The 25,523-nt window shown below is 71.8% G+C and carries 24 protein-coding genes and 1 tRNA gene; 9 read left to right on the forward strand and 16 right to left on the reverse strand.

The features are described 5' to 3' along the window. From IFT73_RS01855 to IFT73_RS01880, 6 genes are all read right to left on the reverse strand, one after another. On the reverse strand, positions 1 to 372 hold the full coding sequence (locus IFT73_RS01855; RefSeq protein ID WP_192166143.1) for a thioesterase family protein: 372 nt from the start codon (positions 370 to 372) through the stop codon (positions 1 to 3). Between the two features lie 116 nt (positions 373 to 488). Continuing rightward, positions 489 to 2,231, reverse strand: a complete 1,743-nt coding sequence (locus tag IFT73_RS01860; protein WP_192166144.1) for an ABC transporter ATP-binding protein — start codon at positions 2,229 to 2,231, stop codon at positions 489 to 491. Then, positions 2,228 to 3,946: an ABC transporter ATP-binding protein gene (locus IFT73_RS01865; RefSeq protein WP_192166145.1), complete on the reverse strand. Its 1,719-nt coding sequence runs from the start codon at positions 3,944 to 3,946 to the stop codon at positions 2,228 to 2,230. The genes IFT73_RS01860 and IFT73_RS01865 overlap by 4 nt, the downstream gene beginning before the upstream one ends. Before the next feature lie 15 nt (positions 3,947 to 3,961). Further along, complete coding sequence (locus IFT73_RS01870; protein WP_371811134.1) at positions 3,962 to 4,504, reverse strand: GNAT family N-acetyltransferase; 543 nt, start codon at positions 4,502 to 4,504, stop codon at positions 3,962 to 3,964. Next, the gene (locus IFT73_RS01875; RefSeq protein WP_192166147.1) at positions 4,485 to 6,182 is read right to left on the reverse strand and encodes an acetolactate synthase; all 1,698 of its coding nucleotides are present in this window, start codon (positions 6,180 to 6,182) and stop codon (positions 4,485 to 4,487) included. The genes IFT73_RS01870 and IFT73_RS01875 overlap by 20 nt, the downstream gene beginning before the upstream one ends. 32 nt (positions 6,183 to 6,214) lie before the next feature. Then, a complete protein-coding gene (locus tag IFT73_RS01880) occupies positions 6,215 to 7,132 on the reverse strand; it encodes a DUF2785 domain-containing protein (RefSeq protein WP_192166148.1) in 918 nt (305 codons plus the stop codon). A 54-nt stretch (positions 7,133 to 7,186) separates the two neighbouring features. Here IFT73_RS01880 and IFT73_RS01885 point away from each other — a divergent pair, with 54 nt between their 5' ends. Continuing rightward, positions 7,187 to 8,641: a histidine kinase N-terminal domain-containing protein gene (locus IFT73_RS01885; RefSeq protein ID WP_192166149.1), complete on the forward strand. Its 1,455-nt coding sequence runs from the start codon at positions 7,187 to 7,189 to the stop codon at positions 8,639 to 8,641. Positions 8,642 to 8,722: 81 nt separating this feature from the next. On the opposite strand, the gene IFT73_RS01890 is transcribed toward IFT73_RS01885, so the two are convergent. Next, positions 8,723 to 8,974, reverse strand: a complete 252-nt coding sequence (locus tag IFT73_RS01890; RefSeq protein ID WP_082530375.1) for a WhiB family transcriptional regulator — start codon at positions 8,972 to 8,974, stop codon at positions 8,723 to 8,725. A 158-nt stretch (positions 8,975 to 9,132) separates the two neighbouring features. Here IFT73_RS01890 and IFT73_RS01895 point away from each other — a divergent pair, with 158 nt between their 5' ends. The 3 genes from IFT73_RS01895 (at position 9,133) to IFT73_RS01905 (ending at position 11,902) form a co-directional block, all read left to right on the forward strand. Next, complete coding sequence (locus IFT73_RS01895; protein WP_056607133.1) at positions 9,133 to 9,528, forward strand: hypothetical protein; 396 nt, start codon at positions 9,133 to 9,135, stop codon at positions 9,526 to 9,528. Positions 9,529 to 9,700: 172 nt separating this feature from the next. Next, positions 9,701 to 10,900, forward strand: a complete 1,200-nt coding sequence (locus IFT73_RS01900) for an NADP-dependent malic enzyme (protein ID WP_056607136.1) — start codon at positions 9,701 to 9,703, stop codon at positions 10,898 to 10,900. 33 nt (positions 10,901 to 10,933) lie between these two features. Further along, positions 10,934 to 11,902 carry a zinc-binding dehydrogenase gene (locus tag IFT73_RS01905; protein WP_192166150.1) on the forward strand — a complete coding sequence of 323 codons (969 nt, stop codon included), beginning with the start codon at positions 10,934 to 10,936 and terminating at the stop codon, positions 11,900 to 11,902. 105 nt (positions 11,903 to 12,007) lie between these two features. Here the strand turns inward: IFT73_RS01905 and IFT73_RS01910 are convergent, their stop codons facing one another. From IFT73_RS01910 to IFT73_RS01920, 3 genes are read right to left on the reverse strand one after another with little or no spacing between them, the layout of a single operon-like run. Continuing rightward, positions 12,008 to 12,178, reverse strand: a complete 171-nt coding sequence (locus IFT73_RS01910) for a hypothetical protein (RefSeq protein WP_192166151.1) — start codon at positions 12,176 to 12,178, stop codon at positions 12,008 to 12,010. Between the two features lie 9 nt (positions 12,179 to 12,187). After that, positions 12,188 to 12,364, reverse strand: coding sequence for a DUF6104 family protein (locus tag IFT73_RS01915; RefSeq protein ID WP_188111919.1), 177 nt, complete (start codon positions 12,362 to 12,364; stop codon positions 12,188 to 12,190). A 12-nt stretch (positions 12,365 to 12,376) separates the two neighbouring features. Next, on the reverse strand, positions 12,377 to 16,198 hold the full coding sequence (locus tag IFT73_RS01920) for a multifunctional oxoglutarate decarboxylase/oxoglutarate dehydrogenase thiamine pyrophosphate-binding subunit/dihydrolipoyllysine-residue succinyltransferase subunit (protein WP_192166152.1): 3,822 nt from the start codon (positions 16,196 to 16,198) through the stop codon (positions 12,377 to 12,379). Positions 16,199 to 16,402: 204 nt separating this feature from the next. Here IFT73_RS01920 and IFT73_RS01925 point away from each other — a divergent pair, with 204 nt between their 5' ends. Beyond that, a complete protein-coding gene (locus IFT73_RS01925; protein ID WP_192166153.1) occupies positions 16,403 to 17,668 on the forward strand; it encodes a glutaminase in 1,266 nt (421 codons plus the stop codon). Positions 17,669 to 17,747: 79 nt separating this feature from the next. On the opposite strand, the gene IFT73_RS01930 is transcribed toward IFT73_RS01925, so the two are convergent. The 3 genes from IFT73_RS01930 to IFT73_RS01940 all read right to left on the reverse strand — a co-directional run bounded on the left by IFT73_RS01930 (position 17,748) and on the right by IFT73_RS01940 (position 19,564). Further along, positions 17,748 to 18,197, reverse strand: a complete 450-nt coding sequence (locus tag IFT73_RS01930; protein ID WP_192166154.1) for an OsmC family peroxiredoxin — start codon at positions 18,195 to 18,197, stop codon at positions 17,748 to 17,750. Between the two features lie 68 nt (positions 18,198 to 18,265). After that, on the reverse strand, positions 18,266 to 19,405 hold the full coding sequence (locus tag IFT73_RS01935) for a N(5)-(carboxyethyl)ornithine synthase (protein WP_192166155.1): 1,140 nt from the start codon (positions 19,403 to 19,405) through the stop codon (positions 18,266 to 18,268). Positions 19,406 to 19,492: 87 nt separating this feature from the next. Next, positions 19,493 to 19,564 (reverse strand) — tRNA-Arg (locus tag IFT73_RS01940). Positions 19,565 to 19,617: 53 nt separating this feature from the next. Here IFT73_RS01940 and IFT73_RS01945 point away from each other — a divergent pair. The 4 genes from IFT73_RS01945 to IFT73_RS01960 all read left to right on the forward strand — a co-directional run bounded on the left by IFT73_RS01945 (position 19,618) and on the right by IFT73_RS01960 (position 24,006). Beyond that, positions 19,618 to 20,010 (forward strand): response regulator, encoded by a 393-nt coding sequence (locus tag IFT73_RS01945; protein WP_192166156.1) that lies wholly within the window; start codon positions 19,618 to 19,620, stop codon positions 20,008 to 20,010. 272 nt (positions 20,011 to 20,282) lie between these two features. Beyond that, positions 20,283 to 21,947 carry an arginine--tRNA ligase gene (argS, locus tag IFT73_RS01950; protein ID WP_192166157.1) on the forward strand — a complete coding sequence of 555 codons (1,665 nt, stop codon included), beginning with the start codon at positions 20,283 to 20,285 and terminating at the stop codon, positions 21,945 to 21,947. A gap of 2 nt (positions 21,948 to 21,949) precedes the next feature. Further along, positions 21,950 to 23,344 (forward strand): diaminopimelate decarboxylase, encoded by a 1,395-nt coding sequence (gene lysA / locus IFT73_RS01955; RefSeq protein WP_192166158.1) that lies wholly within the window; start codon positions 21,950 to 21,952, stop codon positions 23,342 to 23,344. A gap of 5 nt (positions 23,345 to 23,349) precedes the next feature. Then, the gene (locus tag IFT73_RS01960; RefSeq protein ID WP_192166159.1) at positions 23,350 to 24,006 is read left to right on the forward strand and encodes a DUF1345 domain-containing protein; all 657 of its coding nucleotides are present in this window, start codon (positions 23,350 to 23,352) and stop codon (positions 24,004 to 24,006) included. Here the strand turns inward: IFT73_RS01960 and soxR are convergent. From soxR to IFT73_RS01975, 3 genes are read right to left on the reverse strand one after another with little or no spacing between them, the layout of a single operon-like run. Continuing rightward, the gene (gene soxR, locus IFT73_RS01965) at positions 23,990 to 24,493 is read right to left on the reverse strand and encodes a redox-sensitive transcriptional activator SoxR (RefSeq protein WP_192166160.1); all 504 of its coding nucleotides are present in this window, start codon (positions 24,491 to 24,493) and stop codon (positions 23,990 to 23,992) included. The genes IFT73_RS01960 and soxR overlap by 17 nt on opposite strands. A gap of 15 nt (positions 24,494 to 24,508) precedes the next feature. After that, positions 24,509 to 24,820 (reverse strand): AzlD domain-containing protein, encoded by a 312-nt coding sequence (locus tag IFT73_RS01970; protein WP_192166161.1) that lies wholly within the window; start codon positions 24,818 to 24,820, stop codon positions 24,509 to 24,511. Further along, on the reverse strand, positions 24,817 to 25,506 hold the full coding sequence (locus IFT73_RS01975; RefSeq protein WP_192166932.1) for an AzlC family ABC transporter permease: 690 nt from the start codon (positions 25,504 to 25,506) through the stop codon (positions 24,817 to 24,819). Before IFT73_RS01975 ends, IFT73_RS01970 begins: the two co-directional genes overlap by 4 nt. Between the last annotated feature and the right edge of the window lie 17 nt (positions 25,507 to 25,523).

The following is a 25,523-nucleotide window of genomic DNA, read 5'->3' on the forward strand; positions in this document are numbered from 1 at the left end:
TCAGTCTCCCACAGGTGCGATCCGAGCGAGGAAGCGCTCCCGGTCGACGACGACCCGGCGCACCTCGCCGGACGCCAGCAGGGTGCCGGACGCGTCCTGCGCGACGACCTGGAACCGCACGAGGCGGCCGTCGGTGTGGACGACCGTGGCCGTGGCGGTGACCTGGGCCCCGACGGGGCTCGCGGAGAGGTGCTCGAGATCGACCCGGGTGCCGACGCTGGTCTGCTCGGGCGTCACGTCGAGCGCGGCGCAGGTGGCCTCCTCGAGCCACGCCAGCACCCGCGGCGTCGCGAGGACGTCGAGATCGCCCGACCCGAGTGCCCGCGCGGTGTCGTCGGGGCCGACCACGTGGGTGACGCTCGCTGTGTCCATGCCGCCAATCTAGTGCTGACGAGGGGGTTACGGCCCCCCGAGGAGAGGGTTGCCGCCCCGGACCGGGGCGGCAACCCTCTCGCGGAGGGGCGGTAACCCCCTCCTCGGGGGGAGGGTCAGGTCGACCAGGCGGACCACAGGTCGGCGTAACGGCCGCCCGCCGCGACGAGCTCGTCGTGCGTGCCCTCCTCCACCACCCGGCCCTCGTGCATGACGATGACGCGATCGGCCGTCTGCGCCTGCGTCAGGCGGTGCGCCACGACGAGCGAGGTCCGGCCGCGGGTCACGGCGATCGCCGCCTCCTCGAGCTCGCGCGCACCGCTCGAGCCGGCCTCGGCCGTCGCCTCGTCGAACACCGCCACCCGGGGGTCGTGCAGCACGACCCGGGCGAGCGCGAGCTGCTGCGCCTGCGACGGTGCGAGGAGGTGCCCGTGGTCGCCGACGACGGTGTCGAGCCCCTCGGGCAGCGCCTCGACCCAGGGCAGGGCCCGGACGACCGACAGCGCCTCGCGCACCTCGTCGTCGGACGCGTCGGCGCGCGCGAGGTCGACGTTCTCGCGCACCGTGCCCGAGAAGACGTGGACGTCCTGCGTCACGAGCGCGATCGCCGAGCGGACGTGCGAGGGCTCGAGCGCCTCGAGCGGGAAGCCGCCGACCGTGACGCGTCCGCGCGTGGGCCTCAGCAGGCCGGCGGCCACCGCACCGAGCGTGCTCTTGCCCGCTCCGGTGGCCCCCACCAGGGCGACCCGCTCGCCGTCGAGCACGCGCAGCGTGACCTCGGACAGCACCCGCTGGCCGACGACGTACTCGTGGCTGATGGCGCTGAGCTCGAGCGCGCCGGTGCGGACGGGGGAGGGGGCGTCGGCCGTCACGACGGGCTCGAGGAGCGCGACCCCGGCCAGGCGTGCGAGGGAGGCGCCGGCCGACTGGACGTCGTCGAAGATCATCAGCAGCGCGCCGATGGGGTTGAACAGGCGGTGGAAGTACAGGGCCGCCGCCGTCACGGCTCCGACGGTCGTCAGGTCGTCGCGCACCAGCAGGAACCCGGTCCCGAGCACGAGGAGCAGCCCGATCAGCTCCGACCGGTTGGTGCGGGCGCCGAAGCGCAGCAGCAGGTCGAACACGTCGAGCGTGATCGTCATGGCGTGCCGCGAGTGGTGCGTGATGCGGTCGATCTGCGCCTGCTCGCGCGACAGTGCCCGCAGGGTCGCGGCACCCTGCACGCCGCCCACCAGCACCTCGGCGCGCTCGCCCTGGGCGATGCGCTCACGGCGGTAGTACGGGCCCGAGCGCGGCAGGTACCAGCGCAGCCCCAAAGCGTAGAACGGCGCGCTCGCCAGCCCGGCCAGCCCGAGCCGCCAGTCGAGCGCGAACAGGCCACCCGCCGTGAACACGACCGCGACCAGCGAGCCGATCAGCAGCGGGAGGATCTGGGTCAGCGACGTGGCGACCGACCGGACGTCGTCGCCCATGCGCGACAGCAGGTCGCCGGCCCCCGCCTCCTCGAGCCGGGCGCTGTCGAGGTGCACGGCGCGGTCGAGGGCCCGCTCGCGCAGGTCGGCGAGCGCGGGCTCGCCGGCCCGGGCCAGGTACGTGACCGACACGGCCGTCCCGATGCCGGCGACGACGGCGGCGCCCCCGATCAGCAGGGCCCCTCGCAGGACGTCGGACGACTCGCGCCCCTCGATGACGGTGTCGACGATCTGCCCCAGCACCCACGGGGCGACGAGACCCGCCAGGCCGACCACGGCGAAGGCGGCCGCCGACACCGCGAGCGGTCGCCCGTGCGCGCGCAGCAGCATGGCGGTCAGCCGGGTGGTCTCGCGGCGCGACGCGATCGGCAGCAGGGTGCGGGTCATCGCAGCACCGTCTCGCGGTAGTCGTCGCGCCGGGACAGCTCGTGGTGCGTGCCGGTGGCCACGACGCGCCCCTCGCTGACCAGCACGACCCGGTCGGCGCTGGCGAGCAGGGCAGGGCTGGACGTGATGACGACGGTCGACAGCGTCGAACCGGCACCGTGACGCAGCGCGCGGATGCCCTCGGCGATGCGCTGCTCGGTCATGGCGTCGACCGCGCTGGTCGGCTCGGCCAGGACGAGCAGGGGCGCTCGGGTCGCGAGGGCGCGGGCCAGCGCGAGGCGCTGGCGCTGCCCACCCGACAGGGTCGTGCCGCCCGCCGTGACGGGCTGCTCCAGGCCGTCGGGGTGCAGGTCGACGACGTCGCTCGCGGCGGAGGCGTCGAGCACCCGCGCGAAGTGGGCGGCGTCGAGCTCGCCGTCGGGGTCGACCGTCGCGCGCAGCGTCCCCTCGAACAGGTCGACGTGGTGCTGGCTCACCACGACCCGCGAGCGCAGCGCGTCGATCGTGAGGTCGTCCACGGGGTGGCCGCCGAGCGTCACGGCCCCCGACCGGTCGTCGGGTCGCACCTCGCCGCGGACGAGGCGCACGAGGGCCTCGCCGCTCGCGGGGTCGTCGACGACGACGCCCACGAGCTCGCCGGCGCGCGTGTCGAGGTCCAGCTCGCGCAGCGGGCCGGTCGAGACGGCCACGAGCGAGAGGTCGGCGTGCTCGTCGGGCAGCTCGGTCTCGCCCGACGTCGCGAGCGGGGGCGTGGCCAGGAAGTCGACGACCCGCCGGGCCGACGCGAACGAGCGGGCGGCCTGGGCGCTGGTCTGGCCGAGCCCGGCGATCGGCTCGGCGAGGAACTGCGTGAGCCCGACGATCGCGACGAGCTCGCCGATCGTGATGTCGCCGTCGAGCGCCCGGGTGCCGGCGAGGTACGCGACGAGCGCGAGGAACAGGCCGCTGAGCGTCGCGGTCAGCCCGTACATGGAGCCGGTCGACCGTGCCGTGCGGATGCTGGCGTCGCGCGCGACGGCGCTGTGACCGCGGTAGCGGGACGTCGCGACGTCCTCGGCCCCGATGCCCTTCAGGGGCCGCAGCCCCTTGACGAGGTCCGTCGCGATGCCGGTGGCACGGGCGATGCCGGCCTGCTGGTCGCTCGTGTCGCGGGCGATCAGGGGGGTCACGACCTGGATCGCGACGAGCACCAGCGGCACCCCGACCAGCACCACGAGCCCCAGCACGAGGTCGATGCCGAACAGCACGACCGCGCTCGCGACGACGCCGACGAGCCCCGCGAGCGTGTAGCCGACGTGCCAGAGGAACTCGCCGATCGTCTCGGCGTCGGACGTCGCGAGCGACAGCGTCTCGCCCGGGAGCAGGCCCGTGCGCGCGCCCTCCGCGCCGAGCACGTGCTGGCTGATCTCGACCCGCAGCTGGTGGATCTCGAGCTGCAGCGCGCCGACCCCGAGGCGGGCCCCGAAGCGGTACGAGTAGCTGAGCACGACGAACAGCACGACCAGCACGCCGCCCCAGAGCGCGATCTCGGCGACCTCGCCCGTCGCGACGGCACGGTCGATCGTGACGCCGATGACGATCGGCACGAGGGCCTCGCACAGCAGCCACGAGGTGATGAGGGCGTAGCAGCCGGCGAGCCGCGCCCGGTGACGTCGGATGCCGCGCCACATCAGGCCCGCGGGTGACGTCGGTGGAGCGAGGACGTCGGGGGGCACCTGGTGAGGGTACCCTCACCGACCGTCGTCGCCGGGTGGCAGGGCCAGCGCGAAGCCCCACAGGTGCACGTCGGGCACGGGCGACCAGTCGAGGTCGGGACGCCGCACGAAGCCCATCGAGAGGTAGAGGCGGTGTGCCGTCGCCATCTCGGTCAGCGAGCACAGGAGCACCTCGGTCAGGCCCGCCCGGCGGGCCTTCTCGAGGCACGCCTCGACGAGCGCGCGGCCCGTCCCGCGGCCCCTCGCGTCGGGATCGACCGACAGCGTCCTGAGCTCGCCCTGGTGCGGCTGCCTCGCGAGCTCGGCGAACCCCGAGCCGTAGGGGCACCACGTGACGGTGCCGACCAGCCGGTCACCGTCGAGCGCCACCAGCACCTCGCTGTCGGCGGCGCGCGTCGCGACGTCGCCGATCACGGCGGCGTACCGGTCGTCGTAGGTCCCGTCGGGCCGGACGAGGTGACCGTCGGCGTCGTAGCCGGCGACCGTCAGCGCGCCGACGGCCCGGTGCTCGTCGGCGCGCGCGACGCGGACCAGCAGGTCAGATGCCGGTCGTGGCACGGGGGTACGCCGCATCGACGTCGGTCATGACGTTGACGAGGTACGGGATGCCCGAGGCGAACGCGCGGTCGATGGCCGGCCCGATCTCGCGGGGATCGGTCACCATCTCGCCTCCGCCGCCGAGGGCCGTCACGACCTGGTCGTAGCGGGTCTGCGGTGCGAGGTCGGCCGCGACGTCGTAGCCGTAGATCCACTGCATCGGCCCCTTCTCGAGGCCCCAGGCCGAGTTGTTGCCGACGACCATGACGACCGGCAGGTCGTGCCGCACGAGCGTGTCGACGTCCATCAGCGACATGCCGGCCGCGCCGTCGCCGTACAGCAGCACGACCTGGCTCGACGGACGGGCGATGCGGGCCGCCATCGCCGCGCCCATGCCCGCGCCGAGGCATCCGTAGGGCCCGGGGTCGAGCCAGCCGCCGGGGCGCTTGGGCTCGACGAACTTGCCCGCGAACGACACGAAGTCGCCGCCGTCGCCGATCACGACGGCGTCGTCGGCCAGGCGGGGGAGCAGCTCGCCGTAGATGCGGGCGGGGTGGATCGGGTCGGCCTCGGCCGTCAGCAGCTCGGTGTCGCGGGCCGTCGCGGCGGCGACCTCGGTCTGCAGCGTCGAGAGCCACGGCGTCCAGTCGGGGCGACGACCGTGGGCGGCCGGCGCCGTGAGCGCGTCGAACAGGCCCGTGAAGAACAGGCTGAGGTCGCCGTGCGCGGTCGCCGCGGTGTCGGCGTGCGACGACACCTGGCCGGCGGAGTCGGCGACGTGCACGGTGCGCGCCGGGGTCGCGCCCTCCTTGCCGCCGAAGACGCCGTAGCCGAGCCGGAAGTCCAGCGGCGTGCCGACGACGATCACGAGGTCGGCCCGGTTGAACGCCGTCGAACGGGCCTTCGTGACGAGCTGCGGGTGCCCGCCGGGGACGATGCCGCGCCCCATGCCGTTGGAGATGACCGGCACGCCGGTCTCCTGCACGAACTGCAGGGCCGCGACCTCGGCACGATCGGCCCAGACGTCGGTGCCGAGCACCAGCACGGGACGCTCGGACGTCCGCAGCAGCTCGGCGATCGCGCGCAGCGCGTCGGGGTCGGGCTGGACGGGTGCGGTCGTGTTGCCCTGCGACGGGCGGCCGGCCGGTGCGCTGTTGAAGAACTCGTCCATCGGCACGTCGACGAAGGCAGGCCCACGGTGCGACGACCCGGCCAGCGTGAAGGCCTCGTCCATCGTCGGGGCGATGTCGGCGACGGTGTGCGCCGTGGTCGACGACTTCGAGATCGACGAGAAGATCGGCGGGTGGTCGAGCTCCTGCAGGCTGCCGGTGCCCCAGCGGTTGTTGGGCGCGCGTCCACCGACGACGACCAGCGGCGAGCCCGAGAAGCTGGCCTGCGCGACGGCGCTGACGCCGTTGGTGACACCGGGTCCGGCGGTCAGCACCGCGAGGCCGGGCGTGCGGGTGAGCTTGCCGATCGCCTCGGCCGCGAACACCGCGGTGGGCTCGTGCCGGACGTCGACGATCGGCATCGCCGGCTCGGTCTTCACGGCGGCGTCGTACATCGGGAACACGTGGGCACCCGACAACGTGAACAGCGTCGAGACGCCGTGGGCGCGGGCCACGTCGAGGGCGAGGATGCCGCCGTGCTGCGGGTCGTCGGTGGTCGGCTGGGCCTGTCCGGCCTGATCGGTCGTCATGTGACGCACGTTACTGGATGGGTGGATCGGGGTCAGGTGAGCGGACGGGCCCGGGTCGTGGGCCGGTACAGCCACGGCTGCTCGGCCCGGATCTGGTCGAGCACCGCGAGGATCAGGTCGGCGCGGTGGGCGGGCTGCTCGGCGAACAGCTCGGCGTCGGCCCGCAGGTCGTCGCGCCCCTGCACGCCCAGGGCCAGCTGCAGGTGCAGCGCCCGCAGGAACGACGACGCGTTGCGGACGCCGGGGGAGGGCCACTCGGCCTCGAGGTGCCCCCGGGTCTGCGGCGGCTTGATGCCGTGGCCGAGGCGGACGAGCCACGGCTCGACGATGACGGGGTCGAGCTCGTTGCGGTGCAGCAGCGTCATGACGGCGTAGGCCAGACGGTCGTCCTCGCCGTGCCGCCAGATGTAGGCCGTCGGCGTCAGCACGCGGTCGGCGATGACGTCGAGCAGCACCGTCAGCTCGAGCCGGCCGAAGTGGCGCGACCGGGCGAGGGCGGCCAGCAGGTCGGCACCGTGCGCGATCGAGTTGGCCCACCCCTGCTCGGGGATCCACCCGCGGTGGTCCTGCTCGCGGACGTACCAGGCGGTGGCCCGGTCGCCCCAGTCGAGCACCGACGCCGACGACATCAGGTGCTCGTTGTTGTCGCGGCCGATGATCTCGGCCAGCATCAGCGCGCTGTAGGAGCGACGCATCACCGACACGTCGCCGTCGTGGCCGAGCCCGTGGCGCAGGCCCGGTGCGATGCCGTCGCCGAGCCCCGCCAGCAGCTGGTCGTAGACGCCACGCGTGATCCACGTCGTCAGCAGCGGGTAGGCCAGGTCCTCGCGCGTGCGCGGGTTCGGGTGACCGAGCATCTCGACCAGCTCGACGGTGCACTCGTCGAGTCCGCGGTCCGCGGGCACGTCCATGCCGCTCTGCATCACGGACTGCCAGTACGCCTCCGACATGCCGTCATCGTGTCACGGGCGGCCACGTGACCGGGCCCCCACTACGCTGCTCGGGTGCCCTCGCTGGACGACATCGCGCAGTTCCAGACGTCGCTGACCACCGCCGACGTCGCGTGGCTGCACGCGCTGGTGTCGGACTGGCAGATCATCGCCGACCTGTCGTTCTCCGACCTCGTGCTGTGGGTGCCCGACGGCGAGGCCAAGGGCATGTGGGCCGGCGCGCAGATCCGTCCGACGACCGGTCCCACGACGCTGCTCGAGGACGTCGCGGGCACCTTCGTGCCGACGCGGGGCGAGCACCCGCTCGAGGTCGCGATGACGACCGGCCGGCACGTGACGGGGCACGTCGAGCAGCAGCACGACGGCACGCGCATCCTGATCGAGGCGATCCCCGTCCGCAGGGCGTCGCGGACGATCGGCGTCGTCGTGCGGCGCAGCGGCGAGGCCGGTCTGCGCACCGCCAGCACGCTCGAGAACGCGTACCTCGAGGCCGCCGGCGAGCTGGGCGAGATGATCCGGCGCGGCGAGTTCCCGACGCCGGGATCGCGCTCCGACCTCGCCGACTCCCTGCGGGTCGGCGACGGCTTCATCCGCACCGACGCCCGCGGGCTGGTGCGCTACGCGAGCCCCAACGCGATGTCGGCCTACCGCCGCCTCGGGCTGGTCGGTGACCTCGTCGGCACGCAGCTGGGCGACGTGACGACGGGCCTGGTGGGCCGCCGGCCCACCGACCGCGGGGCACGGGGCGTCCTGAGCGGGCGCGAGGCGTCGGAGGCCGAGATCGAGAACGGCACGGCCTCGCTGCTGGTGCGCACGATCCCGCTGAGGTCGACCGGTCAGCGCAGCGGCTCGCTGATCCTGCTGCGCGACGTCACCGAGCTGCGGCTGCGCGAGCGCGAGCTGGTCTCGAAGGACGCCACGATCCGCGAGATCCACCACCGGGTCAAGAACAACCTGCAGACCGTCGCGGCGCTGCTGCGCCTGCAGGGCCGCCGCACCGAGAACCCCGAGGCGCGCGCTGCGCTCGAGGAGGCCGTGCGCCGGGTCGGCTCGATCGCCCTGGTGCACGAGACGCTGAGCCAGTCGTTCACCGACTTCGTCGAGTTCGACGAGATCGCCGACCGCCTGCTGCACACCGTGCTCGACGTCTCGCAGGGGCCCGCGGGCGCCAACGCGATCAGGCCCGAGCGGTTCGGGAGCTTCGGGCAGCTGCCGGGCGAGATCGCCACGCCGCTGTCGATGGTGCTGACCGAGCTCATCCAGAACGCGTCGGCCCACGCCTACGGCGAGGCGGGCGGCACCCTGACGCTCGCGGTCAACCGCATCCGCGACAAGATCCGGCTGCGGGTCAGCGATGACGGCGCGGGACTGCCCGCCGACTTCGACGCGTCGGGCAGCCTGGGGCTGTCGATCGTCACGACGCTGGTCGAGGGCGAGCTCGGCGGCTCGCTCGCGTTCGAGCAGCGGGTCGGCGGCGGGACGACCGTCGCGATCACGCTGACGGTCTGAGCGCCGGGCGCCGCGCCCGCGACGGGACACAAAGAACCCCGCGGCCGTCAGGCCACGGGGTTCACCGATACGTGCGTTCGCTCAGGCAGTACGAATACGTGCCCGTGCATTGCGACGCTTCAGCGTACGACGTTCGTCTTCGCTCAAGCCTCCCCACACACCGTGGTCCTGTCCGGACTCGAGTGCCCACTGGAGGCACTGCTCGCGGACATCACAGCGGCGGCATACGACCTTGGCCTCTTCGATCTGCAAGATGGCGGGACCCGTGTTGCCGATGGGGAAGAAGAGCTCAGGATCCTCATCGAGGCATGCCGACTTGTGGCGCCAATCCATGGGGACACTCCTTCCCGTTCGGTGTTGCGCCCGTGATAGATCTGTTTGACCTGCTCAGCGGGCATTGAGTCCCATGGTTTCAACATTCGGGGGCGTTTACAAGGGCAACGACACGCCGCGAATTGTCGGATGAGTCACATGGTGCCTACGCTGGCGCCGTGACGTCTCCCGGACGGCCGTCGGGAACGGCCAGAACCCTGCTCCTGATCGCCTCGGCGATCGTGCTGGCGGAGGCCTCGGTCTTCGCCGTCCTCGCAGCGCTCGAGCTGTTCAGCGTGTCGTCCGACCGCATCGGGTTGGGCGTCGGCGCGACGATCTTCCTGCTCGTCGTGGCGGCAGGCCTGGCCTGGGCCGCGACCCGCGTCGTGGTCGGGGAGTCGTGGGCCCGCAGCCCCCTGGTCTTCGCGCAGCTGATCGTGCTGGGGCTGGCGTACAACTTCCGGGGCGACCCCGCGTGGCTGTCGCCGGCGATGGCGGTCCCGGCCGTCGTGGCGCTGGCGTGCCTGCTGGCCCCGCCCGTCACGCAGGCGTTCGCCGACGACCACGTCGTGTGAGCCTTCGCCGCGTGTGACACGATGACGGGGCGGGCACAACCCGCCCCTCCCGCCCCGGCGGTTCGAAGCAGCCGCGGTTCGACACCGCACCGGCGACCTGATCGGTCCCGTCAGCTCTTCCCGTCAGCCAGGTCCCGTCGTCCCGACGGATGATTCCCGAGGAAGCACCCCCATGGTCGCCACCGACATCGACGTCCGCTCCGACGTCCCCGATCCCGAGGACCCCGTCTTCGCGCTGCACCGCAACGGCAAGATGAGCATCGCCGCCTCCGTGCCGATCCGCGACGCGCACGACCTCTCGCTCGCCTACACGCCCGGCGTCGCCCGCGTGTGCGAGGCCATCGCGGCCGATCCCGAGACCGCCCACGACTACACGTGGGTCTCCAACACCGTCGCGGTCGTCACGGACGGCACCGCGGTGCTGGGCCTCGGCGACATCGGCCCCGCGGCGTCGATGCCCGTCATGGAGGGCAAGGCGATCCTGTTCAAGCAGTTCGGCGGCGTCGACGCGATCCCGATCGCGCTCGACACGACCGACGTCGACGAGATCGTCGAGACCGTCGTGCGGCTCGCGCCGTCGTTCGGCGGCATCAACCTCGAGGACATCTCGAGCCCCCGCTGCTTCGAGATCGAGCGCCGGCTCGTCGAGCGCCTCGACATCCCCGTCTTCCACGACGACCAGCACGGCACCGCCGTCGTGACGCTCGCCGCGCTGATCAACTCGGCGCGCCTGACCGATCGCGACCTCGAGGACCTCAAGGTCGTCATCTCGGGCGCGGGCGCCGCCGGCGTCGCGATCATGAAGATCCTGCAGTCGGCGGGCGTGCGCAAGATCGCCGTCGTCGACCGGGCCGGCGTGATCCACCCGGGTCGCGACGACCTCAACGAGGTCAAGGGCTGGCTCGCCGAGCAGACCGCCGGCTGGGCCCGCCCGGGCTCGATCGCCGACGCCCTCGACGGTGCCGACGTGTTCGTCGGCGTCTCGGGCGGCACGGTGCCCGAGGAGGCCGTCGCCCGCATGGCGCCGGACGCCATCGTCTTCGCGATGGCCAACCCCCACCCCGAGGTGCACCCCGACGTCGCGCACCGGTACGCGCGGGTCGTGGCGACGGGCCGCTCCGACTTCCCGAACCAGATCAACAACGTCCTGGTGTTCCCGGGCATCTTCCGCGGCGCGCTCGACGTCCGGGCGACCCGCATCTCCGAGGGCATGAAGATCGCCGCGGCGACCGCGATCGCCGACCTCGTCGGCGACGACCTCTCCGAGACGTACGTCATCCCGTCGCCGTTCGACCCCCGTGTCGCCACGGCGGTCTCGCGGGCCGTCACCGACACCGCCCGCCGCGAGGGCCTCGCCCGCCGTCCGTACTGAGCCCACCCCGTCCGATCACCTGGAGGAGCCACGATGTTCGCCGTCTACGCCGGTCAGATCACCCCTAGCGACCCACTGTCCGGACTGGTCGTGGGCGAGCGCCCCGAGCCCGAGGTCCCCGACGGGTGGACGACCGTGACGGTCAAGGCCGCCTCGATCAACCACCACGACGTGTGGAGCCTGCGCGGAGTCGGCCTGTCCGAGAAGGCGCTGCCGATGATCCTCGGCTGCGACGCCGCGGGCTACGACGAGGACGGCAACGAGGTGCTCGTGCACGCCGTGATCAGCGATCCGTCGTGGCGGGGCGACGAGACGCTCGACCCCCGTCGGTCGCTGCTGTCGGAGCGGCACCAGGGCACGTTCGCCGAGAAGGTCGCGGTGCCGACCCGCAACGTCGTCCCCAAGCCCGAGGGCCTGTCGTTCGCCGAGGCGGCCTGCCTGCCGACCGCATGGCTCACGGCCTACCGCATGCTGTTCACGCAGTCGGGCCTGAAGCAGGGCGACACGGTGCTCGTGCAGGGCGCCGGCGGCGGCGTCGCGACGGCCGCGATCACGCTGGCCCGCGCCGCGGGGTTCCGCGTCTACGCCACGAGCCGCGACGAGGACAAGCGGGCGCGGGCCGTCCAGATCGGCGCCCACGAGGCCTTCGAGTCGGGCGCCCGGCTGCCGTCGAAGGTCGACGCCGTGATGGAGACCGTCGGGGCGGCGACGTGGTCGCACTCGGTCAAGTCGATGCGACCCGGCGGCACGATCGTCATCTCGGGCGCGACGTCGGGCGACGCGCCGTCGCACGCCGAGCTGACCCGCATCTTCTTCCAGCAGATGCGGGTGCACGGCTCCACGATGGGCACCCGCGACGAGCTGCACGCGCTCGCGCAGTTCATGGACGTCACGGGCACCCGACCGCTGATCGACCGCGAGATCCCGATGGCCGAGGCGGCCTCGGGCCTGCAGAGCGTCATCGACGGCAGCGTCTTCGGCAAGATCGTCCTGACCCTGTGACGGACTGAAGCTCACCCAGCCCAGAAGTGCGGAGAAGCGGACGCTTCTGCCGTCCCTGAAAGGTCCTGTTCTCCGCAGATCTGGGCTGGGCCGGGCCGGGGCGGGTCAGGGCAGCTGGTCGTCCGGGAACGGCTGCGCCATCTGCAGGATCATGCTCGCGGGGTAGGTGCGTCCCTCGTGGGCGGTCTGCAGGTGGGCGTCGACCGCGGTGACGAAGTCGTCGTCGGACCGACCCACCAGCTGCTCGCCGCACGGGCACATCAACATCTTGGCCATGCGGGGAGCCTACTCGTCCTCGTCGTCGAGGCGGGCGAGCCAGGTGGCCAGCCGCTCGACAGGGATCTCGAAGTCGGGGTTGAGGTCGACGAACGTGCTCAGCTGCTCGGCGAGCCAGGCGAAGGTGACCTCTTCGTCACCCCGCCTGGCCTGCAGCTCCTCGATGCCGCGATCCGTGAAGTACATGAGCGTCCGGACTCAGGCGAAGGCCTGCGCCATGAGCTCGGCCTGCTCTTCGACGTGGCGGCTGTGCGAGCCCACCGAGGGCGCAGACGACTCCGGGCGTGACACGCGCACCAGCGGGACGCCGTCGAACTCGCCGCTGAAGTGCAGCGCGACGTGCGGCCACGGGCCCTGGTTGGCCGGCTCGTCCTGCACCCAGCGCACCTCGCGGGCGTTGGTGAACCGGGCGACCTCGGCGTTGAGCTCGTCGACGGGACGCGGGTAGATCTGCTCCAGGCGCACGATCGCGGTGCGGTAGCCGTCGGCCTCGCGCTTGTCGCGCTCGGCCATCAGGTCCCACGTGACGCGACCCGAGCACACCAGCACCCGGTCGACCGCGGACGGGTCGGCCGCGCCGTCGCCGAAGGCGGCGTCGCCGATGACCGGACGGAACGAGCCCGTCGTGAAGTCGTCGGGCTGGGAGGCGGCGGCCTTGCTGCGCAGCATCGACTTCGGGGTGAAGACGATCAGCGGACGGTGCTCGCTCTCGAGCGCCTGACGCCGCAGCAGGTGGAAGTACGACGCGGGGGTCGAGGGCTGCGCGACCGTCATGGCCTCGTCGGCGCACAGCGTCAGGAAGCGCTCGATGCGTGCCGAGGAGTGGTCGGGCCCCTGTCCCTCGTAGCCGTGCGGCAGCAGCAGGACGACGCCCGACTTCTGGCCCCACTTGGTCTCGCCCGCCGAGATGTACTCGTCGATGACGGACTGGGCGCCGTTGACGAAGTCGCCGAACTGCGCCTCCCACATCGTGAGCGCCTCGGGCCGCGCGACGGAGTAGCCGTACTCGAAGCCGAGAGCGGCGTACTCGCTGAGCAGCGAGTCGTAGACGTGGAACGACGCCTGCTCGTCGCCGACGTTGGACAGCGGCGTCCACTCGTCGGCGTTCGTGCGGTCGATGATGGTCGCGAACCGCGACGAGAACGTGCCGCGTCGGGTGTCCTGGCCGGAGATGCGCACGGGACGACCGTCGAGCAGCAGCGAGCCCATCGCGAGGATCTCGCCGGTGCCCCAGTCGATGGGGCCGGCCGAGATGGACTGCGCGCGACGCTGGAGCTGCGGCAGCACCTTCGGGTGGACCGTGAAGCCCTCGGGCACGTTGGTGTACGAGTCGGCGATGGCCTTCATCGTCTCGGTCGAGATCGCGGTGACGAGCTCGCCGGCGTGCTCGGGCTTCTCGGGGTAGTCGGGCGTCCGGGTGTAGTCGGGATCGGACGCGGCCTCCTTGACCTCGGCGAAGTTGCGCTCGAGCTGGGCCTGGTAGTCCGTCAGGGCCGCCTCGGCCTCCTCCAGCGTGATGTCGCCACGACCGACCAGGGCCTCGGTGTAGAGCTTGCGCACCGACTTCTTGGCGTTGATCGTGTCGTACATCAGGGGCTGCGTGAAGCTGGGGTCGTCGCCCTCGTTGTGACCGCGGCGGCGGTAGCAGACGAGGTCGATGACGACGTCCTTGTGGAACGTGCGGCGGTACTCGTAGGCGAGCTGCGCGACGCGGATGCACGCCTCAGGGTCGTCGCCGTTGACGTGGAACACCGGCGCCTGGATCATCCGGGCGACGTCGGTGCAGTACGTCGACGAGCGCGACGACGACGGCGACGTCGTGAAGCCGACCTGGTTGTTGACGATCAGGTGGATCGTGCCGCCCGTGCGGTAGCCGCGCAGCTGCGACAGGTTGAGCGTCTCGGCGACGACTCCCTGACCAGCGAACGCCGCGTCGCCGTGCACGAGGACGGGCAGGACGGGGTACGCCGCGCCCTGGTTGAGGCGGTCCTGCTTGGCGCGGGCGATGCCCTCCAGGACGGGGTCGACGACCTCGAGGTGCGACGGGTTGGCCGCGATCGAGACCTTGACCCGGTCGCCGTTGCCGGACGTGAACTCGCCCTCGACGCCGAGGTGGTACTTGACGTCGCCGGAGCCCTGCACGGTGCGGGGGTCGATGTTGCCCTCGAACTCGCGGAAGACCTGGCTGGGACGCTTGCCGGCGATGTTGACCAGCGCGTTCAGGCGGCCGCGGTGGGCCATGCCGATGCAGACCTCGTCGAGCTTGTCGGCCGCGGCGGCCTCGCAGATCTCGTCGAGGAACGGGATCGTGGTCTCGCCGCCCTCGAGGCTGAAGCGCTTCTGGCCGACGAACTTGGTCTGCAGGAACGTCTCGAAGGCCTCGGCCTGGTTGAGCTTCTGCAGGATGCGCAGCTGCTCCTCGCGCGGCGGCTTGGTGTGCGGGCGCTCGATGCGCTCCTGGAACCACTCGCGCTCGGCGGGCTCCTGGATGTGCATGTACTCCAGGCCGATCGTGCGGGCGTAGGAGTCGCGCAGGATGCCGAGGATCTCGCGCAGCTTCATGAAGCGCTTGTCGCTCTTGAACGAGCCGGTCGCGAACTCGCGGTCGAGGTCCCACAGCGTCAGGCCGTGCGACGCCGTGTCGAGGTCGGGGTGGCTGCGCGGCGAGTTGTCGAGCGGGTTCGTGTCGGCCATCAGGTGGCCGCGCACGCGGAACGCGTGGATCAGCTCGAGGACGCGCGACTGCTTGTGCACCTCGTCGTCGTGGCTGACCGCGATGTCCTGGGCCCAACGGATCGGCTCGTAGGGGATCTTCAGGGCGCGGAAGATCTCGTCGTAGAAGCCGTTCTCGCCGAGCAGCAGGGCGTGGACGCGCTTGAGGAACTCGCCGGACTGCGCGCCCTGGATGACCCGGTGGTCGTAGGTCGACGTCAGCGTCATCATCTTGCTGATCGCCATCTGCGCCAGCGTGTGCTCCGACGCACCCTGGAACTCCGGCGGGTACTCCATCGAGCCGACGCCGATGATGACGCCCTGGCCGGACATGAGCCGCGGCACCGAGTGGTTCGTGCCGATGCCACCGGGGTTCGTGAGGCTGAGCGTCGTGCCCTGGAAGTCGGAGACCTCGAGCTTGCCGTCACGGGCCTTGCGGACCATGGTCTCGTAGGCGGCCCAGAACTCCGCGAACGTCATGGTCTCGGTGGCCTTGATCGACGGCACGAGCAGCGTGCGCGACCCGTCGGGCTTCTTGAGGTCGATCGCGAGGCCGAAGTTGACGTGCTCGGGGTTGAGCTGGTTGGGCTTGCCCTTCTCGTCGACCTCGTAGCCCGTGTTCATCTCGGGCATGGCCTTGACGGCCTGGACGATCGCGTAGCCGATCAGGTGCGTGAACGAGACCTTGCCGCCGCGGGCACGGGCGAGGTGGTTGTTGATCACGGTGCGGTTGTCGAACAGCAGCTTGACCGGCACCGAGCGGACGCTGGTGGCGGTCGGCACCGTGAGGCTCGCGTCCATGTTGGCGACGGTGCGGGCGGCGGCACCGCGCAGCACGACCTTCTCGACGTCGCCGGGACCGGCCGGCTTGTCGGCGGCCGGCATGTCGGCGGCCTTGGCCTTGCCGGACGACGCGGGGGCGGCGGGGGTCTTGGCCTTCGCGGCGGGGCTGCCGTTGGGCGCCGGAGCGGCGGCCTCGGCCGGTGCGGCGGCGGGGGTCGGCTTGACGGGCGCGGGGGAGTCGGGGGCCTTCTCCTCGGGCGGGGCCGCGGTGGCCGGGGTCGTCTTGGGCGCGGGCGGGGTGTCGGACGCGGGCGACGTCGGCGGCGTGACGGGGGCAGCGGCGGGCGCCGTCCCGTTGGTCGACGCGGGGGCGCTCAGGCCGGCGCCGTCACCGGTGGTGAAGAAGGCGACCCAGGTCTCGTCGACCGAGGAGGGGTCCTCCCGGTAGCGGTCGTGCATCTCCTCGACGAGCCACTGGTTCGTGCCGAAATCAGGAGTTGAATGGTCTTGGGAGGACTCGGCCACAGCCTCGATCGCCTCTTCCGATGTGTGTGCTGGCGCGCAGGTGAAAGTGTGCTCACCACACTAACGCGAGGCACCAGCCCGCCGCAGGCAGGTGCGGCCGACGGCTGGGTCACACGGCATCGCGACGGGTCGCCACGTCGTGCCCGTTCCGCGACGTGTGGGATGCTCGCGGCTGACCGCCGACGCCTGCCTGGAGGGACGCCCGTGAAGGTTCCGATCGAGGACTGGCTGGCCGAGGTGCTCGGCCAGTGCGACGGCGACTCCGGCGAGGTCGCCGACTACATCCCCGAGCTGGCGCGCGCCGACCCCGATCGGTTCGGGGCGGCCCTCGGGACCGTCCGCGGCCACGTGTACCCCGTCGGGCACACCGAGGTCGAGTTCTCGATCCAGTCGATCTCGAAGCCCTTCACGTACGCGGTGGCCCTGGCCGACCGCGGCCTCGAGGTGGTCCACGAGAAGATCGACGTCGAGCCGTCCGGCGACGCGTTCAACGAGATCTCGCTCGAGGCGTCGACGGGGCGTCCGCGCAATCCCATGATCAACGCCGGCGCGATCGCGGCGCACGCCCTGGTCGAGGGCGGGTCGTCACAGCGGCGCGTCGAGCGTCTGCTCGACTTCTACAGCGACCTCGCGGGGCGCCGGCTGCACGTCGACGAGGACGTCTTCGAGTCCGAGATGGGCAGTGCGCACCGCAACCTCGCGATCGCCCACATGCTGCGCACGGTGGGTGCGATCGACGACGACCCCGTCGACGTCGTCCGCGGCTACACGCGCCAGTGCTCGATCGACGTCACGGTGAGCGACCTGGCCCGCATGGCCGCGACGCTGGCCAACGCCGGCGCCGATCCCGTGTCGGGCAGCCGTCACCTCGACCCCGCGGTGTGCCGGCAGGTGCTGTCGGTCATGGCGTCGTGCGGCATGTACGACGCGGCGGGCGACTGGTTCTCGTCGGTCGGCATCCCGGCCAAGAGCGGCGTGTCCGGTGGCATCATCGGCGTGCTGCCGGGCCAGGTCGGCATCGCGGTGTTCTCGCCGCGCCTCGACGAGCACGGCAACAGCGCGCGCGGCGTGCAGCTGTTCGAGCGTCTGTCGCGCGACATGGGGCTGCACCTGATGGAGTCGTCGCAGGGCAGCCGGTCAGCCGTCCGGCAGGAACGGGCGGGGGACGGCGAGCGTCCCAGCGTGTACGAGCTGCAGGGTGACGTCCGCTTCGCCGAGGCCGAGTCGATCCTGCACGCGCTCGCCGAGGAGCCGGAGGGACCCGGCACGGTCGTGCTCGACCTGACGCGGGTGTACGAGGTCAACGCCGCCGGCCGCCGCATGGTGCTCGAGGCGGCCCGCCGGCTGCACCTCGACGGTCACCCGGTGGTGCTGGTCGATCCCGACGGCGTGCTGCCCGACCGGGACGCCGGGGACGGCCTGACGCTGGTGGCCTACGACGACGTCGACGCGGCCTGCGCGCACGGGTGAGGCCCCCCGGCACGACAATGGGGAGGTCCGCCGCCACGACGTGACGGCGGACCTCCCCGATCGGGTCCGGCGGTGTCGGTCAGGCCGACTCGAGCGAGGCGTCGAGCGTGATCTCGGGGACCGACGCGAGCGCCTTGCTCAGCGGGCAGCTGGCCTTGGCGTCCTCGGCCGCGGCCTGGAAACCCGCCTCGTCGATGCCCTCGACCTCGGCGCGGACGGTCAGGGCGATCTTGTGGATCTTGAAGCCCTTGTCGTCGGGGTCCTCGCCCAGCGTGACCTTGGCGGTCGTCTCGATCGAGACGGGGGTCGCGCCCTTCTGGCCCAGCAGGGCTGCGAGCTGCATCGAGTAGCAGGACGAGTGGGCCGCGCCGATCAGCTCCTCGGGGTTCGTGGCGCCGCCGCCGTCGTCGGACGACCGCTTCTTGAACGACATCTCGAAGGTGCCGAGCCCCGAGTCGGTCAGCTCGACCTGTCCGGAGCCGTCCTCGAACGTCCCGTCCCAAGCGGTGCGTGCAGTGCGTGTGGGCATGCTGTGAAACCTCTCGTCGATGTGTGTCATCGACGCTACTGGCGCGCGGACATCCCGCAACCGGGTTCTCAGAGGACGGCGTGCGGGTGGACGTCCGAGCGCTGCTGGAACGCGAGGATCGCAGGGTTCTGCACCACGCCGTCGCGGATCTCGATGGCCCGGCGGATCGTCTCGTTGCCGTCCCACGAGGCCGGCCCGGACAACACCGTGTCGAGGTACGGCAGCAGCGCCTGGCTGATCTCCCACGTCGCGGAGTTCCAGAGGTACGAGGGGCTGTGGTCGACCGCGTAATACGTGACGTTGTCGCCGACCGTGAACGTCGGGTCGTCGAACGTCGTGGGTCTGGCCCACTCGAAGCCCATGCCCTCGTCGCACGACACGTCGACGACCAGCGCGCCCGACGGCAGCGTCGGCAGGTCGGCGTCCGTGAGGAACGTCATGGGCGAGTTGGGGTCCTGCAGGACGCAGTTGACGATGACGTCGTGCTCGGCCAGCAGGGCCGGCATCGGCACCCACTGCTGGTCCACGAGGGCGCGGCTCTCGGCGGGGGAGTCCGCCGGGTCGAAGTGCACGATGCGCGCCGAGTGGATCGGCGCGCTGACCGCCGCGACGCCGCGCTGCGTGAAGATGTCGACGTCGTGGATACCGTTGGCGCTCAGGGCCGTGACGGCGCCCCGGGCCGTGGCCCCGAAGCCGATGACGGCGGCGTTGAGCCGGCGACCGTACGTTCCGGTGAGGCCCGCGATCTGCAGCGCGTGCAGCACCGATCCGTAGCCCGCGAGCTCGTTGTTCTTGTGGAACACGTGCAGCAGGAAGCTGCCGTCGCCGCTCCAGTGGTTCATGACCTCCCACGCGATCAGGGTCAGGCGGCGGTCGATCGCGGCCTGCGTCAGCGCGTGGTCCTGCACGCAGTGGGGCCAGCCCCACAGCGTCTGGCCCTCGCGCAGCTCGAGCAGGTCGTCGGCGCTCGGCTTCGTCAGCAGGATCACGTCGCAGCGCTCGATCAGCTCGGCGCGCGACAGCAGCCCGCCCACGAAAGGACGCAGCTCGTCGTCCCCGACGCCGAACGTCTCGCCGTAGCCCTCCTCGAGGAACACGTGCGGGCGGACCGCGGCGGACAGGCGCTCGAGGTGCCGCGGGTGGATCGGCAGCCGCCGCTCGTTCTCCTTGGCGGTGCGGGCGATGACTCCGAGGTCGAGGCGGTCCATGAGGGGCTCCACGCTGTGGGTGTTTCCGCAGGGGATCCGCTGCTCGGTCACGCCGGTCTGCCTGGTGCACGGCACCGAGACGATCGGTGCCCCCGGGAGGATTCGAACCTCCGCTTCCGCCTCCGGAGGGCGGCGCTCTATCCCCTGAGCTACGGGGGCCAATGCGGCCAACTGCGGTGTGAGCCTACCCCACGCCCACTACCGTGGTGTCCATGCCCAGAGTGCTCGTGGTCGACGACACGGCCTCGATCCGATTTCTGATCCGCACCAACCTCGAGCTGGCCGGCTACGACGTCGACGAGGCGGTCGACGGCGTCGACTGCCTCGACGTCCTGAAGCGCCTCGAGACGATGCCCGACCTCATCACGGTCGACGTCATGATGCCGCGGCTCGACGGCGTCGCGACCGTCACGGCGATCCGCGCCGACCGGCGCACGCGCGACATCGCGGTCGTCATGGTCTCGACGCAGGGGCAGGCCGCCGACATCCAGCGGGCCACCGAGGCGGGGGTCGACGCCTACGTGACCAAGCCGTTCGACCCCGACCACCTGGTGGTGACGGTCGGCGACGTCCTCGACCGCACGCGCGCGCGTCGCGCCCCCTGACGCGTTCCTCTTGAACCGGGCCCCTGACGGACGTACCGTTTCAGGTACACGGAAAGGAGGTGGTCCGAAGAATGAATTCGTCTTGGACATGTGAGGTGGCTGTCCGCTAGTCGCGGACCCCAGTTCAGCGTCAACTGGACCGGTGACGGCGAATACCCGCAGTCATCCGACCCGCAGGGTGCCGAGTGTGTCCGCTCGGTGAGGGGCCTGAGCCCCAGCCCTGCGGGTCGTCCACGTCCGGGCCCGGTCGACGCGGCGGATACGCTGGTCGTGTGACCCCCGAGCAGCTCTCCAGCACGATCGTCGACGCCCTGACCGCCCTGACCGAGTCGGGGGCCGTGGCCCTCCCGGACGGCGTCCCCGCCCAGGTGCTCGTCGAGCGACCCAAGGTCAAGGAGCACGGCGACTACGCCACCAACATCGCGCTGCAGCTGGGCAAGAAGGCCGGCATGAACCCGCGCGAGTTCGCGCAGCTGCTGGCCGACCAGCTGGCGTCGGCCGAGGGCGTCGCGAGCGCCGAGATCGCCGGACCCGGCTTCCTCAACATCCGGGTCGCCGCGGGTGCGCAGGGCGCCCTGGCTCCGCAGATCGTCGCGGCCGGGACGTCGTACGGCACGAGCGACCTCTACGCCGGTCAGAGGGTCAACCTCGAGTTCGTCAGCGCCAACCCCACCGGCCCGATCCACATCGGTGGCGTGCGGTGGGCCGCGGTCGGCGACTCGCTGGGTCGCATCCTGACGGCGATCGGCGCCGACGTCACCCGCGAGTACTACTTCAACGACCACGGCGTGCAGATCGACCGCTTCGCGCGCTCGCTGCTGGCCGACGCCCGGGGCGAGGACGCACCCGAGGACGGCTACGGCGGTCAGTACATCTCCGACATCGCGGCGACCGTCACGGCCAAGGTCCCCGGCGCCGCCCAGCTGCCCGACGACGAGGCGCTCGAGACGTTCCGCGCCGAGGGCGTCGACCTGATGTTCGGCGAGATCAAGGCGAGCCTGCACGACTTCGGCGTCGACTTCGACGTCTACTTCCACGAGAACGACCTGCACGATTCGGGCGCCGTCGACCGCGCGATCGCCCGCCTGCGCGAGCTCGGGATGATGTACGAGCAGGACGACGCGACATGGCTCAAGACGTCCGAGTTCGGCGACGACAAGGACCGCGTCGTGATCAAGTCCGACGGCCAGCCTGCCTACATCTCGGGAGACCTGGCGTACTACCTCGACAAGCGCGAGCGGGGCTTCGACCGATGCCTGATCATGCTGGGCGCCGACCACCACGGATACGTCTCGCGCATGATGGCGATGTGCGCCGCCTTCGGCGACACCCCGAAGGTCAACCTCGAGCTGCTGATCGGGCAGATGGTCAACCTGGTGCGCGACGGCGAGCCCCTGCGCATGAGCAAGCGCGCCGGCACGGTGCTGCGGCTGGAGGACCTCGTCGACGCGATCGGCGTCGACGCCTCGCGCTACGCCCTGGCGCGCTACTCGATGGACTCCACGATCGACCTCGACCTCGACCTGTGGGCCAGCCAGACCAGCGACAACCCCGTCTACTACGTCCAGTACGCGCACGCCCGCCTCTCGTCGATCATCCGCAACGCGGTCGACCTCGGCGTCACGATCGACGAGGCGACGTTCGACCCGTCGCTGCTGGCGGTCGAGCAGGAGGGTGCGCTGCTGCGCTCGCTCGCCGACTACCCGAAGGTCGTGGCCCGTGCGGCCGAGCTGCGCGAGCCGCACCGCATCGCGCGCTACCTCGAGGACACCGCCTCGGCGTTCCACAAGTTCTACGACGTCGCGCACGTCCTGCCCAAGGGCGACGAGGACCCGAGCGACCTGCACCGGGCCCGGCTCATGCTGGTCGCCGCGACGCGTCAGGTCATCGCCAACGGTCTGGCCCTGCTGGGCGTGACCGCTCCCGAGAGGATGTAGGCATGCGCTCCCACGAGGCCGGTGCCCTGCACGGCCAGGCCGGCGACCGCGGTCCCGCCTGGCTCAAGAACCCCGACGACCCCAACGAGCTCGTCCCGCACCTGTGGTCCGACGGCGTCGCGAAGGTCGACGGCGTCCTGACGGTCGCGGGCGCCTCGGCGACCGACCTGGCCGCCGAGTTCGGCACCCCGACCTACGTCGTCGACGAGGACGACTTCCGGCGTCGTGCGCGCGGGTTCAAGGAGGCGTTCCCCGACGCGGACGTCTACTACGCCGCCAAGGCGTTCCTGTGCGTCGCGACCGCCCGCTGGATCGCCGACGAGGGCCTCAACCTCGACGTCTGCACCGGCGGCGAGCTCGCGGTCGCGCTGAGGGCGGACGTCCCGCCCGCCCGCATCGCGCTGCACGGCAACAACAAGTCGGTCGCCGAGCTGCGCCGTGCGCTCCAGGCCGGTGTCGGCCGCATCATCATCGACTCGGTCGAGGAGATCGGGCGCCTGCGCGACCTGACCGCCGAGCTCGGCGTCACGGCAGCCGTCATGGTCCGCGTGACGGCCGGGGTCGAGGCGCACACCCACGAGTACATCTCGACGTCCCACGAGGACCAGAAGTTCGGCTTCTCGATCTCGGGCGGCGACGCCCTCGACGCCGTCCGGCGCGTGATCGCCGAGCCGGGTCTCGAGCTGCGCGGCCTGCACTCGCACATCGGCTCGCAGATCTTCGTGACCGACGGCTTCGAGGTCGCCGCCCGCCGCGTGCTGCGCCTGCACGCGCAGGTGCAGGCCGAGCTCGGCGTCACGATGCCGGAGTTCGACCTCGGCGGCGGCTTCGGCATCGCCTACACGACGCAGGACGATCCCTCGACGGCCGCCGACCTGGCCCGCGGCATGCTGAAGATCGTCGACGACGAGTGCGCGTCGATGGGCATCGCCGTGCCGCACCTGTCGATCGAGCCCGGCCGCGCGATCGCCGGACCGTCGACGTTCACGCTCTACGAGGTCGGCACGAGCAAGTCGGTCGCCCTCGACGGCGGTGCCTCGCGGCGCTACGTCTCGGTCGACGGCGGCATGAGCGACAACATCCGTCCCGCGCTCTACGGGGCCGACTACTCGTGCACGCTGGCCTCCCGCACGTCCGAGACGCCCGCCGTGCTGAGCCGCGTCGTCGGCAAGCACTGCGAGTCGGGCGACATCGTCGTCAAGGACGAGTTCCTGCCCGGCGACGTCGAGGCGGGCGACCTGCTCGCCGTCCCCGGCACCGGCGCGTACTGCCGCTCGCTGGCCAGCAACTACAACCACGTCCCGCGGGCCGCGGTCGTCGCGGTGCGCGACGGCGAGGCGCGGGTCATCCTGCGCCGCGAGACCGAGGACGACCTGCTGACTCTCGACGTCGGGTAGTCGCGATGCCCGCGCCGGTGACGCACCGCTACGCGGCACGGTTCGCCGCGATGGTCGTCGTCGCCGTGGTGGTCGGGGCCGGTGTGACGGTCTGGGACTCGTGGGAGCTGGGTCTGGTCGTGGGGTGGGCAGCGGCGTGCCTGCTGTACGTCGTGTGGGTGTGGCTGGTGATCGGGCGCATGGACGCCGCGGCGACGGCGACCCACGCGCGTCGCGAGGACCCGGCGCGCGGGCTCGCGGACGCCCTGGTGCTCGTCGCCTCGGTCGCGAGCCTGGGCGCCGTGGCGATGCTGCTGGTCGAGGGCCACGACGCGTCCGACGCCCGGTCGGGAGCGCTGGCCGCGACCGCTCTGGCGGGTGTCGCCCTGTCGTGGCTGCTGGTGCACACGCTGTTCACGCTGCGCTACGCGGCGCAGTACTTCGAGGGGGAGCCGCTGCCGAGCGGTGGTCGTGACATCGACTTCAACACCGACGCCCCGCCGCGGTTCGTCGACTTCGCCTATGTCGCGCTCTCGGTCGGCATGACGTTCCAGATCTCCGACACGAACCTGCGCACCAGCGAGCTGCGCGGGCTGGTGCTGCGTCACGCACTGCTGTCGTACGTCTTCGGCACCGTGGTCGTCGCGACGACGATCAACCTGGCGATCAGCCTCGCGGGCTGACGAGGGGCTCGTCGTCGTCTCCGCCGTCGCGGTCGACCAACAGCCGTCTCGGCCCGGGGCCGCGGGCCGCCAGGACGTCGTCGGTGTTGTAGAGGGCGCAGCTCTTCAGCGACAGGCATCCGCAGCCGATGCAGCCGTCGAGGTCGTCGCGCAGGCGTTGCAGCTGCTCGATGCGGGCGTCGAGGTCTGCTCGCCACCGGCGCGACAGGCGCGACCAGTCGGCCTTCGTCGGCACTCGGTCGTCCGGCAACGTCGTGAGTGCCTCCCGGATGCGCGCCAGCGAGATGCCGACCCCTTGCGAGACGCGGATGAACGCGATGCGACGAAGCACCTCACGGTGGTAGCGGCGCTGGTTGCCGGACGTGCGGTGGCTCTCGATGAGCCCCTCGCGCTCGTAGAAGTGCAGGGTGGGCACCGAGACGCCGGTGCGCTCGGAGACGGCTCCCGGGGTCAGGTCCACCCGATCGCTCGCCACGACCTCAACCATAGGTGAGGTCGTGGCTCAGGTGAACGCGCGCAGCGCTGCCGTGACGGCGACCGCCACCGCGACCGCGACGACGAGCGGGCCCTTGCGCACGAGGATGACGCCGCCGGTCGCGACGCCGACGGTGTGCGCGCCGACGTGCCAGCGGTCGCCCGTCGCGAAGGTGCTCGTCACGACGAGTGCCGCCAGCAGCGCGGGCGCCATGAGGGCGATGACCCCGACGACCCGCGGCGGCATCTCCCGTCCGCCGAAGGCCACCGGCCCGATGCCCTTGATGATCGCCGTGACGACGGTGCAGCCCGCGATGGTCCACCAGATCGTCGCGGTCATGCGGCCCGCCCCGCTCGGCGGAGTCCCCACAGGGCCACGAGGCTCGCCGCCAGCACCGGCAGCCCGGCCGGCGCGACCGGGACCAGGCTGAGCGCGACCAGCCCACCGACGACCGCGACGGCGAGGGTCGTCCGGTCCTTCACCTCGGCGAGCATCAGGGCCAGGAAGAACGTCGGGTAGATCGCGTCGAGGCCGAACCGGGACGGATCGCTGAACAGGTCGCCGCCCAGCGCGCCGACCACGGTGCCGACGATCCAGGTGACGTACTGCGGTGCCGTCGAGCCGAACAGGAACCAGCGGTCGAACGTCCCGTCGCCGCGGTTCGCCATCGCCCACGACGCGTCGACGACGGCCTGGCCCTGGGCCGCCCTCCACGGCGCGCGGCCCGGCAGGGAAGGTCCCAGTGCGATGCCCATCGGCAGGAAGCGCGAGTTCATCAGCGCCGCTGCCGCGACGGCGGCGGTCGCGGTGCCGCCCGAGGCGAGGATCGACACGGCGGCGAACTGCGCCGAGCCGGCGAACACGATGGCCGACATCACGATCGTCGCCTCCGCGGAGAAGCCCGAGTCGCGAGCCAGGATGCCGAACGACATCGACAGGACGAGGCCGACGGCGGCGTAGGGGAGGGCGGCCCGGAAGCCGGCTCGGGCCGAGGCGGCGCGGTCGTGGTCGCCGGTCGGGGACATCGAGCTCACGGCGACAG

It is taken from the genome of Aeromicrobium sp. CFBP 8757 (assembly GCF_014841755.1).
Lineage (GTDB): Bacteria > Actinomycetota > Actinomycetes > Propionibacteriales > Nocardioidaceae > Aeromicrobium.